General features: G+C 76.7%; 12 protein-coding genes. 5 read left to right on the top strand and 7 right to left on the bottom strand.

The genetic code is table 11. The features are described 5' to 3' along the window. On the top strand, positions 1-981 hold a 981-nt coding region (locus tag PYV61_RS13970), incomplete at its 5' end, for a hypothetical protein (protein WP_275832540.1). 134 nt (positions 982-1,115) lie between these two features. Next, positions 1,116-1,424, top strand: coding sequence for a hypothetical protein (locus tag PYV61_RS13965; RefSeq protein WP_275832539.1), 309 nt, complete (start codon positions 1,116-1,118; stop codon positions 1,422-1,424). Here the strand turns inward: PYV61_RS13965 and PYV61_RS13960 are convergent. The 5 genes from PYV61_RS13960 to PYV61_RS13940 form a co-directional block, all read right to left on the bottom strand. Beyond that, a complete protein-coding gene (locus PYV61_RS13960; protein WP_275832538.1) occupies positions 1,399-2,931 on the bottom strand; it encodes a PAS domain-containing sensor histidine kinase in 1,533 nt (510 codons plus the stop codon). The two genes, PYV61_RS13965 and PYV61_RS13960, sit on opposite strands and share 26 nt — an antisense overlap. Positions 2,932-3,101: 170 nt before the next feature. Then, positions 3,102-3,629: a YfiT family bacillithiol transferase gene (locus PYV61_RS13955; protein WP_275832537.1), complete on the bottom strand. Its 528-nt coding sequence runs from the start codon at positions 3,627-3,629 to the stop codon at positions 3,102-3,104. Positions 3,630-3,769: 140 nt separating this feature from the next. Then, positions 3,770-5,011, bottom strand: coding sequence for an ATP-binding protein (locus PYV61_RS13950; protein WP_275832536.1), 1,242 nt, complete (start codon positions 5,009-5,011; stop codon positions 3,770-3,772). A 106-nt stretch (positions 5,012-5,117) separates the two neighbouring features. Further along, positions 5,118-5,780, bottom strand: a complete 663-nt coding sequence (locus PYV61_RS13945; RefSeq protein ID WP_275832535.1) for a hypothetical protein — start codon at positions 5,778-5,780, stop codon at positions 5,118-5,120. A 56-nt stretch (positions 5,781-5,836) separates the two neighbouring features. Next, positions 5,837-6,163, bottom strand: coding sequence for a hypothetical protein (locus tag PYV61_RS13940; protein WP_275832534.1), 327 nt, complete (start codon positions 6,161-6,163; stop codon positions 5,837-5,839). A gap of 94 nt (positions 6,164-6,257) precedes the next feature. Between PYV61_RS13940 and mug the strand changes: the two genes are divergently transcribed. Then, positions 6,258-6,824 carry a G/U mismatch-specific DNA glycosylase gene (mug, locus tag PYV61_RS13935; protein WP_275832533.1) on the top strand — a complete coding sequence of 189 codons (567 nt, stop codon included), beginning with the start codon at positions 6,258-6,260 and terminating at the stop codon, positions 6,822-6,824. After that, a complete protein-coding gene (locus PYV61_RS13930; protein WP_275832531.1) occupies positions 6,821-8,023 on the top strand; it encodes an NRAMP family divalent metal transporter in 1,203 nt (400 codons plus the stop codon). Before mug ends, PYV61_RS13930 begins: the two co-directional genes overlap by 4 nt. 2 nt (positions 8,024-8,025) lie before the next feature. Here the strand turns inward: PYV61_RS13930 and PYV61_RS13925 are convergent, their stop codons facing one another. Both PYV61_RS13925 and PYV61_RS13920 read right to left on the bottom strand, forming a co-directional pair. Then, a complete protein-coding gene (locus PYV61_RS13925) occupies positions 8,026-8,511 on the bottom strand; it encodes a hypothetical protein (RefSeq protein WP_275832529.1) in 486 nt (161 codons plus the stop codon). Positions 8,512-8,642: 131 nt separating this feature from the next. Then, the gene (locus PYV61_RS13920) at positions 8,643-9,278 is read right to left on the bottom strand and encodes a hypothetical protein (RefSeq protein ID WP_275832527.1); all 636 of its coding nucleotides are present in this window, start codon (positions 9,276-9,278) and stop codon (positions 8,643-8,645) included. Positions 9,279-9,460: 182 nt separating this feature from the next. Between PYV61_RS13920 and PYV61_RS13915 the strand changes: the two genes are divergently transcribed. Beyond that, entirely contained in the window at positions 9,461-9,907 is a 447-nt protein-coding gene (locus PYV61_RS13915) for a four helix bundle protein (RefSeq protein WP_275832525.1), read from the top strand. Positions 9,908-9,962 lie beyond the last annotated feature (55 nt).

Raw genomic sequence — 9,962 nt, 5'->3', positions numbered from 1 at the left:
CCCGGCGTGCCGCTGCGCTTCGCCGCCGGCGCCGACGACGCGTTCGACCGGCCGGCGCACGTCCGCGCGGGCTCGGGGCTCGCCGCGGTGGGGGCGCGCGTGGCGGTCGTGCAGGACGACGCCGCGTTCGTCGCGCTCGCCGACCCGGCGACCGGGCTCGCCGACGCGGTGACGCTCCCCGCCGACGACGACGGGCGCCGCCGCTTCGAGGCGGCGCGCGGCAACAAGCAGCGCAAGTACGACCTCGAGGCGTGCCTCGTGCTCCCCGCCGGGCGCGACGCGCGGCTGCTCGCGTTCGGCTCGGGGTCGACGCCGCGGCGCGAGCGCGTGCTGCTCGCGACCTTCCCCGGCGGCGCGCCCGACCCGGTGCTGACGCGCGACGAGCGGCGCGGCGCGCTGCCGGTGTACGGCGCGCTGCGCGCGCACCCGGCGTTCGCCGGCCGCGAGCTGAACGTCGAGGGGGCGGTGCCGCTCGGCGGGCGCGTGCGCCTGTTCGGCCGCGGCAACGGCGCGGCGACGGGCGGCGGGTCCGACGCGCCGGCGACGAGCGCGACGTGCGAGGTGGCGGTCGACGCGCTGCTCGCGTTCCTGCTCGACGGCGCGCCGCTCCCGCCGCTGCTCGACGGGCGCCGCTACCGCCTGGGGGACCTCGACGGCGCGCCGCTCCACTTCACCGACGCGGCGGCGCTCCCCGACGGGCGGGTGCTCTACGCGGCGGCCGCCGAGGACACGCCCAACGCCTACGACGACGGCGAGGTCGCGGGCTCCGCGCTCGGCCTCCTCGCCCCCGACGGCGCCGCGCGCTGGGCCCCGCTGCTCGGCCCCGACGGCGCGCCCTTCCGCGGCAAGGTCGAGGGGGTGCTCCCGCGCGACGCCGCGCGCCCCGACGACCCGCCGGGCGCGGTGCGGCTGTGGGTGGTGACGGACCCGGACGATGTCGAGGCGCCGTCGACGCTGCACGCGGCGACCCTGGAGCAATGAACCCGCCTGCGACCTGCGACCTGCGACCTGCGACCCAAGAGCGGCCGTCAGGTCGCAGGTCGCAGGTCGCAGGTCGCAGGTCGCAGGTCGCAGGTCGCCGGTTACCCCGCTGGCGCCGCGGGCGTCCTGCCGGCATGACGACGCCCCCACGCCCCGCCCGCTGGATCGAGCGCGCCGCGCTCGCGCAGATGGCCGCCGGCGCCGCGGTCTACGCCGTGGCGTTCGCGCGGATGCGCGAGCTGGAGGCCGGCGCCGACGCGGCCGCGGGGACGAAGGTGCTGTTCGCGGGGCTGGCCGCGCACGCGCGCTACGCGCGGTGGGCGGAGCTCGGGTTCGGGCTCGTCGCGCTCGGCCTCGCGACCGCGGTGGGCGCCACGCTGTGGACGGCGCGGGTGCGGCGCCGCGCCGCGCTGCTCCCTACGCCGCCGGGAACAGCAGCGTGAAGCAGGCGCCGGCGCCGGGCGCGCTCTCCACGCGCACCGCGCCGCCGCTCTGGGCGACGATCCCCTCGACCATCGGCAGGCCGAGCCCCGTCCCCTCGCCGACCGGCTTGGTCGTGTAGAACGGCTCGAAGGCGCGGCGCCGCGTCTCGGCGTCCATGCCGTGCCCCGTGTCGCGCACCCGCAGCCGCACGTACGCCCCCGGCTCCAGCGGCGCCCACGCCGCGGCCGCCCCGGCGTCGAGCGCGTGCGCGTCGAGCGCGAACGTCAGCGTCCCCGCCGCGGGGCGCGCCGGGCCGAAGCCGCGCATCGCGTCGCGGGCGTTGAGCGCGAGGTTCACCAGCACCTGGTCGAGCTGCGCCACGTCGACGTGCACGCCGAGCGCGGTGCCGGGGGGCGCGTCGACCTCCACGCGCAGCAGCACCTCGCCGCCCAGCACCGGGGCGAGGAGCGCCGCGCACCGTTCCGGGACGTGCGTCGCCAGGTCCACCGACTGCAGCCGCAGCCACTGCCGCCGCCCGAACGCCAGCAGCTGGCGCACCAGCACGCGCGCGCGCTCCCCCGCCGCCTGCACCTGCGCCAGGTCGTCGTGCGCGTCGTGCCCCGGCGCGATCGCCTGCCGCGCCACCTCCGCGTGCCCGAGCACCACGGTGAGCAGGTTGTTGAACTCGTGCGCGATCCCGCCCGCGAGCTGCCCCACCGCCTCCAGCCGGTGCAGGTGCGACAGCCGCGCCTCGCGCTCGCGCAGCGCCAGCTCGGCCTCCTTGCGCGGCGTGATGTCGTGGATCGTGCCGATCATGCGCGTCGCGCGCCCGCCGGCGTCGCGCGCGACCACCTTGCCGCGCGCCTGCACCCACACCCAGTAGCCGTCGCGGTGGCGCAGCCGCTGCTCGGCGGCGTACTGCGGCGCGTCGCTCGCGACGTGCGCCTGCACGTTCGCCCACACGCGGTCGCGGTCGTCGGGGTGCAGCAGCGCGATCCAGCTGTCGGCGTGCCCCGTCAGCTCGTCGGGCGCGTAGCCGAGCAGCGCGCACCAGCGCGGGCTGAGGAAGCTGGCGCCGGTCGTCATGTCCCAGTCCCACAGCCCGTCCTCGGCGCTCTCCAGCGCGAGCGCGAGGCGGTGCTCCAGCAGGCGGCGCTCGCCGAGGTCGGCGAAGGTCGCGGCGCGCCCGACCACCGCGCCGGCGGCGTCGAGGATCGGCGCGACCGTCCACCGCACGTCGAGTCGGCGGCCGTCGCGCGCCAGGCGCACCGTCTCCACGCTCACCGTCTCGCCGGCGTGCACGCGCGCCGTCGCGGCCTCGTACTCGGCGCGGCGGTCGTCGGGGACGGTCGTCACGATGGAGGCGCCCACCGCCTCGGCGGCGGGGACGCCGAACAGCCGCTCCGCGGCCGGGTTCCAGCTCAGGATGGTGCCGTCGCGCGCGAGGCCGACCAGCGCGTCGGCCGCCGCGCCGACGACCGCCGCCAGATGTCCGTCCGGCGCCGGCCGGCCCTCGGTGGTGGGCACCCCTGCTGCTCCTCCTCGCGCCCGGTCCCGCCGGCCGCCGTCGATCGCCGCGCGGCGCCGTCGCCGCGTCGGGAATCTGCCGGCGGCCTCGACGGCCTTCAAGCCGAGGCGGCGTGCGGCGAGATTACGATTCCATCAGGAAGGACGCCGCGCGCGCCACGCCGCGCGGGTCACCACCCCATGCGCTCGCGCAGCCGCGTGACGTGCGCGGTGTGGTGCCGCCCGTGCCAGGCGTACATCGCCATCGCGGAGGTGAGCGGGACCTCGCCCAGCTCGGGGTGGCGGTACGTCTTCACGAGGTCGTCGGGCGTCGCCGCGCGCAGGTTCGTCACCCACCGCACGTGCAGCGCGTCGAGCAGCGCCAGCGACACGTCGATCGGGAGGCGCGAGTCGGGGAGCTCCGCCCACCGCGCCTCCTCATAGGCGACGATCGGGGCGCCGGGCTCGGTGAGCGCCTTCTTGACGCGGATGTACGCGTTCGCGTGGCTGTCGGCCACGTGGTGCACGACCTGGCGCACCGTCCACCCGCCGTCGCGGTACGGCGTGTCGAGCTGCGCGTCGCTCAGCCCCGCGACCGCCGCGCGCAGCCGCGCCGGCGCCTCCGCGATCGCGTCGACGAGCCCCGCCAGCGTCGCGGCGTCGGTGGTGGACGGGACGGACCAGTGGCCGATGGGGTAGCGGAGGGAGTCGTCGGTCATCGATGGGCTGCGTGAGGGTGGGGGATCTGGGTGCTGCGGGCTGCGGGCTGCGGGCTGCGGGCTGCGGATGCAGAACCCGCAGCCCGCAGCCCGCAGCGCCGGGCGCGTCGAAGAATGGCCCCGCGCCGCCCCCGCCGTCGTCAGGATCGCGCCAGCGTGAACACCCCGTCCTCGTCGACCACGGCGCCGGCGCGCCCGCGCAGGACGGCGCGGGCGTCGGCGCGGCCGAGGGCGGGGAGGCGCGCCTCGAAGCGCGCGCCGCCGGAGGCCGCGGCGCTGGCGCGGATCTGCCCCCCGAGCACGTCGACCACGATCGTGCGCACGACGGCGAGGCCGAGCCCCGTGCCGCCGCTCGCGCGCTTGGTGGAGAAGTGCGGCTCGAAGCAGCGCGCGCGCACCTCGGGGGGCATCCCCGGGCCGTTGTCCTCGACCACCAGCACCGCCGTCGGCTCGGCGCCGTCGGCGTCGTCGAGCGTCACCGCGACGTCGACGCGCGCGTCGGGGCGCCCCGCCATCGCCTGCTGCGCGTTCAGCACGAGGTTGAGCACCAGCTGGTGGAGCTGCACCGGCTCGTGCGCCATCACCACCGCGTCGGCGGCCAGCTCGTCGTGCGACACGGCGAGCCCGCGCGGGAAGCCGGGGCGCAGCAGGTCGACGACCTCGCGCACCGTGTCGGCCAGCACCACCGGCTGCGCGACGGTGCTCGGCGACTCGTCGCGCAGGTGGCGGCGGAGCAGCGCCACGAGGTCGGCGGCGCGCGTGGCGCCGAGCTTCATGCGCTCGAAGTGGCCGGCGACCTTCACCGGCTGGTGCACGTGGTCGCCGCCCACCTCGGCGTGCAGCACGAGCGTGTTGAGCACGTTGCGCAGGTCGTGCGCGAGGCCGCCGCTGAGCAGCGCGGCGGTCTCCAGCCGGTTCACGCGCGCCGCGTCGGGCCCCGCCTCGGCGACGCGCACGATGAGCGACGTGCCGTCGCCGCCGCGCAGCCCGACCAGGCGCAGCGCGAAGCCGGCGGCGTCGCAGCTCACCGCGACCGCCTCGGCGTCGGTGTCGCGCGCCTGCGCGGCCAGCTGCTCGAGCGCGGCCGCGAGCTCGGGGCGCCACGGCGGGAGCGGCGCGCCCTCGACCGGGATCGCCGTGAACAGCGGGACGAAGCGCGGCGGCACCGCCAGCGGCTCGCACACGCCGTCGGCGGTGCGCAGCACGACGAGGTGCCCGCCCGCGGCGGCCAGCGCGCGGGCGTGGCGCGCGTGACGCACCCCCCAGCGGGCGGCGATCACGAGCCCCGCGCCCACCACGGCGCCGGCGCCGACGAGGGTGAGGGCGAACGCCGTCGGCGCGTAGGCCAGCGGCTCGATGACGGTCTTCAGCGTGTCCTGCACGTGCTCACCCCGGCGTCGGGATCGCGGCGGTCGATGCAGGAACGATCGTCGGGCGGGCGCGCGACTGCCAGACCCCCCGCGCGACGGCGGTCACGGGCGGCGACGCTCAGCCGGCCGTCGGGAGCGGCGTCCCGCGCGGCGGCGGCGCCGGACGCCGCGCGCGCCCCATCCAGATCCCCCACGCGATCGCGGCCATCGCGAACGCGTAGATGATCAGCGTCGCGAAGTGCGCGTTGAGCTGCGCCGCGCGCCCCTGCGGCACGACCAGCTCGACCAGCGCGCGCCCGATCGTGTACGTGAGGAAGTAGACCACGTGCCCGACGCCGATCCAGACCCACCCCGGCTCGGCGTCGCGCGACAGCGGGTCCGCGGCGCGCCGCCCCTGCGCGCCGAGGGCGACGATCGACAGCGCCAGCAGGACGAAGTGCACCGGGGTGGAGTACACGAAGGTGATCCGGCGCCCGGTCCCGATGGCGAGCATCGCGGCGACGCCCCACAGCACCAGGACGGCGGCGAGGGCGGCGCTCCAGCGCTGCGGCGGCCCGCCCACCAGCGCCAGCAGCGCGGGGACGAGCACGGCCGGCGCGAGCAGCGCGTACGCCATCCCCCCCGCCGTCACCATCCCGCCGTTGCGGGTCATGAAGGCGGCGAGCTGCACCAGCCCGCACACGAACAGCACGCCCCAGGCGATCCCCACGCGGCCGGACCGGTCGCGCCACGAGAGGGTCCCCGCGCGCCACGCGGCCAGCGTCGGGAGCGCGGTGGCCACCACGTCGAGAAGGTACGGCCAGGGGGGAACGCGGAGCGGCACGGCGGCGAGGCGGGTCAGCCCTGATTCAGTTCGTTGCCGTCGGAGCACTCCGGCGGGCAGAAGAAGGGGTTCTGCATCAGCGCCCCCTCCACCATGTCGTTGCCGTCCGCGTCGACGCCGACGAGGATGGTCGTGAGCGTCCCGTCCTCGTCCTCCCCCGGATAGGTGCGGATCCCCACGCACCCCGGCTGGTCCAGGATACGGCGGTACGCCTCGGCGTGGTAGGCGACGGTGGGGAAGCGGTCCTCCTTCTTGGGCTTCTTCTCCTTGTACTTCTTCGTCTTCGCCTTCGCCTCGTCCTTCGAGATCTTGTGGTCGCGGGGGGGGAGCGGCTTGCCCATGGGAGTGCGTCCGTGGAGGTGGAAGGGCCGGGAAGGTGCACCCGGACCGGGCCGGAGCGGTAGACGGCGCGCCCGCGCCCCCGTAAATCCCGGCGTGCCTGCCCCCCAGCCCCCCCGCCCGACGCGCGCCGAGCTGCTGGCGGCCGTCACGCGCACGGTCGACGACGTGATCGGACCGGGGCTCCGGGTCCTGTTCTGCGGGATCAACCCGGGGCTCTACACGGCCTGGTCGGGGCACCACTTCGCCGGCCCCGGCAACCGCTTCTGGCCGGCGCTGCACGAGGGGGGCTTCACCGACCGCCGCCTCCGGCCGGACGAGGAGCGTCTCCTCCTCCCGCTGGGGTACGGGATCACCAACGTCGTCGCCCGCGCGACCGCGACGGCCGCGGAGCTGGCGCCGGCGGAGTACGTCGCCGGCGGCGCCGCGCTGGCGCGGAAGGTGGCGACGCACCGCCCGCGCCTCCTCGCCGTGCTGGGGATGGGCGCCTACCGCACGGCGTTCGCGCGCCCGAAGGCGGGGCTCGGCGAGCAGCCGGAGCGGATGGGCGACACGCGCCTCTGGGTGCTCCCCAACCCGAGCGGGCTGAACGCGAACTACTCGCGCGCCGACCTCGCGGCGCTCTTCCGGACGCTGCGCGAGGCGTCGGAGGCGGGCGGATGAGCGACGCGCGCGGGACCGGCGGGACCCGCGGCACGCGCGGCGCGCTGGTCGGCGCCGCGTTCCTGATGGCCACGTCGGCGGTGGGGCCGGGGTTCCTGACGCAGACCGCGGTGTTCACCGAGCGGCTGGGGGCGAGCTTCGGCTTCGCGATCCTGTGCTCGGTGCTGCTCGACCTGGCGGCGCAGCTCACGGTGTGGCGCACGCTGGTCGTCGCCGGGCGCCCGGCGCCGCCGGTGGCCGACGCGGTGCGCCCGGGGCTCGGGCTCGCACTCACGGCGTGCGTGGCGTTCGGCGGGCTCGCGTTCAACGTCGGCAACGTCGCCGGCGCGGGGCTCGGGCTGGAGGCGCTGCTGGCGGTGCCGGCGCCGGTCGGCGCGACGCTCTCGGCGGCGCTCGCGGTCGCGCTCTTCCTGGTGCCCGCGGCCGGGCGCGCGATGGACCGCTTCGCGGCGCTGCTCGGCTTCGTGATGCTGGCGCTGCTCGCGTACGTGCTGGCGCGCGCCGCGCCGCCGCTCGGCGAGGCCGTCGTGCGCACCGTCGCGCCGACGCGGATCGACCCGCTGGCGATCGTGACGATCGTGGGCGGCACGGTGGGCGGCTACATCACCTTCGCGGGCGCGCACCGCCTGCTCGACGCGGGGCTGCGCGGCGTGGACGCGGTGCCGGCGGCGACGCGCTCGGCGACCAGCGGGATCCTGCTCGCGTCGGCGGTGCGGGTGGGGCTCTACCTCGCCGCGCTGGGCGTGGTGACGCGCGGCGCGGTGCTGGGCGCGGAGAACCCGCCGGCGGCGGTGTTCCGGGCCGCGGCGGGGGAGCCCGGGGTGCGGCTGTTCGGCCTGCTCATGTGGGCGGCCGCGATCACGTCGGTGGTCGGCTCGGCCTACACGACGGTGTCGTTCCTGCGCGCCGTGTCGCCGGCGGTGGAGCGGCGGTGGCGCGTGGCGATCGTCGCCTTCATCGTCGCGTCGGCGGCGATCTTCCTGACCGTCGGGCGCCCGGTGCGGGTGCTGGTGCTGGCGGGCGCGGTCAACGGGTGCGTGCTGCCGGTCGCGCTGGCGACGATGCTGCTCGCCGCGCGCCGCCCCGCCGTCGTCGGCGCGTACCGCCACCCCGCGTGGCTCCAGGCCGGGGCGGCGGCGACGACGCTGGTGATGACGGGGCTGGTCGCGTGGACGGTGTGGGGGCTGCTGGCCGGCTGAGCTCAGTCGTCGGCGCGCAGCGCCCTGAACAGCGCCTGGATCTCGGCGCCGTGCGCGCGCATGAAGGCGACGTTGGCCGGGTCGATCCCCATCTCCTTCACGAGCTGCTCGGGCGACTTGCTCCCCTTCGGCGCGCCGACGGCCATGCCGGCGCCGAGGATGACGAACTGCGTGGTGGCGAACTGCCTCGGCGTCATCCCCGTCTTCGCGAACGCGGGGCGGAACTGCGGCACGCCGCCGAGCCGCCTGGCGGTCTCGTCGACCGAGTCGTCCATGTCGCTGGTGAACTGCTCCTCCAGCGCGGGCGCGGCCTTCATGACCCTGCCGAGTTCCTGCATGGTGGCGCCGTACTTCTTCACGTCGGCCATCGACAGCTTGTAGGCGGCGACGGCCGGCTGCGCGGCGAGCGCCAGCGGCGCGACGGCGAGGGCGAACGCCGCGACGAGGGCGACGGCGAGCGCGAGGCGGGTGGCGAGGAAGCGGGGCATTCTCGTGGGCGATGCAGCGGGAGTCGTCACGGCGGGAGTCGGAAGGGCGGGAGTCGTGAATGCACACTGCGCGGTAGCGACTCCCGTTCCTCCGACTCCCGCCGTCGCGACTCCCGCCGGTGCGGTCGTGGTCAGAAGATGAAGCCGAACGTGATCGGGAACGCGCGGATCGACTTCTGGTCGATCAGCCCCTGCTGCTTCGTGTAGACGTTCTGCAGCCGCGTCTCGGCGAACGCGTCGATCGGGCCGAGGCGGATCGCGAGGCCGGCGCCGCCCTCGACGCCGAAGTCGACCTGCGAGCGCACGTCGTCGGCGGCGCCGGCGGCCGCTTCGTCGCTCAGCCGGAAGGCGCCGACGCCCGCCGTGACGTACGGGCGCACGGGGCCGCGCAGCAGGTCGACCTTGAGGCTGGCGACGCCGGCGAGCATCGAGCGGATCGTCTCCTCGGGCGCCGGCTGGCCGACGACGGGGGGCACGGCGGCGGGGGAGAGGCGCATGCGCGCCATGTCGACGTTGAAGCGCAGCGCGGGCAGGCCGGCGGGGAGCTGCACCAGGACGAAGCCCTGGCCGTGCACGCCCGACTTGATCTGGCGCATCGTCGCGCCCTGGCGCGGCACGACCACGCCGCCGCCGAAGCCGACGCGGACGGGGCGCGCGGACGGCGCCGCGGCGGCCGGGTCCTGCGCGGGGAGCTGGGCGCGCAGCGCGCCCGGGAGGACAAGGGCCGCGCTCAGAGCGGCGGCGAACGACAGTCGGTAGGCGCGCATCGGGGTGACTCGGGATGGGTGGCCGGTGAGGGCACGCCCATGATCGCGAGGCGCCCCGGGGCGCGCGTGGGTCGCGTGACCTACGGGCGACCTGCGACCTGCGACCTGCGACCTGCGACCGTTTGCGCCGAGCCGCGTCTGTTCGGTCCGGGCGCGCGGAGTGCGCGACGGCATCGTTCGCCATGGTCGGCGCCGAGATCGAGTTCGAGCGGTGGGTCGAGCAGCCGCCGGCGGCGTTCGCGTCCGATCCCGTGTGGCGGATGCGGGCGTTCCAGCTGGCCTGCTTCGCGGTTCACGCGGGGTGGAGCGATGTCAGATGCCTCATGCGCGTGCCGTGCGGACGCTCGCTCGCCGACCAACTTCAGCGCGCCCTCGGGTCGACCGCCGCCAACATCGCGGAGGGCTACAGCCGGAGCTCCGGCGCGGATCGGGTGCGCCTGTTCGAGTACGCGCTGGGTTCCGCGCGCGAGTCGCTGGTGTGGTACGAGTCAGCCAGGCCGTGGCTGGGCGCCGAGGTCGTCGCGCGTCGTCAGTCGCCGGTGGGGCGCATTGTGAGCCTGCTCCTCCGCGCGATCCCCGCCGAGCGCACGCGAATCATCCGTCGTGCGCCCGTCGCCCCGGAGCGGTAGGGTCGCAGGTCGCAGGTCGCAGGTCGCAGGTCGCAGGTCGCAGGTCGCAGGTCGC

Origin of the sequence: Roseisolibacter sp. H3M3-2, from assembly GCF_029211165.1 — a bacterium.
Lineage (GTDB): Bacteria > Gemmatimonadota > Gemmatimonadetes > Gemmatimonadales > Gemmatimonadaceae > Roseisolibacter.
The sequence above is the reverse complement of the archived record's forward strand: the minus strand, read 5'-3'. Positions and strand labels throughout refer to the sequence as shown.

Coding starts and splice junctions, on each gene's coding strand:
- PYV61_RS13965 (WP_275832539.1), top strand. CDS start 1,116: ATGACGACGCCCCCACGCCCCGCCCGCTGGATCGAGCGCGCCGCGCTC.
- PYV61_RS13925 (WP_275832529.1), bottom strand. CDS start 8,511: ATGCCCCGCTTCCTCGCCACCCGCCTCGCGCTCGCCGTCGCCCTCGTC.
- PYV61_RS13940 (WP_275832534.1), bottom strand. CDS start 6,163: ATGGGCAAGCCGCTCCCCCCCCGCGACCACAAGATCTCGAAGGACGAG.
- PYV61_RS13915 (WP_275832525.1), top strand. CDS start 9,461: ATGGTCGGCGCCGAGATCGAGTTCGAGCGGTGGGTCGAGCAGCCGCCG.
- PYV61_RS13930 (WP_275832531.1), top strand. CDS start 6,821: ATGAGCGACGCGCGCGGGACCGGCGGGACCCGCGGCACGCGCGGCGCG.
- PYV61_RS13920 (WP_275832527.1), bottom strand. CDS start 9,278: ATGCGCGCCTACCGACTGTCGTTCGCCGCCGCTCTGAGCGCGGCCCTT.
- PYV61_RS13955 (WP_275832537.1), bottom strand. CDS start 3,629: ATGACCGACGACTCCCTCCGCTACCCCATCGGCCACTGGTCCGTCCCG.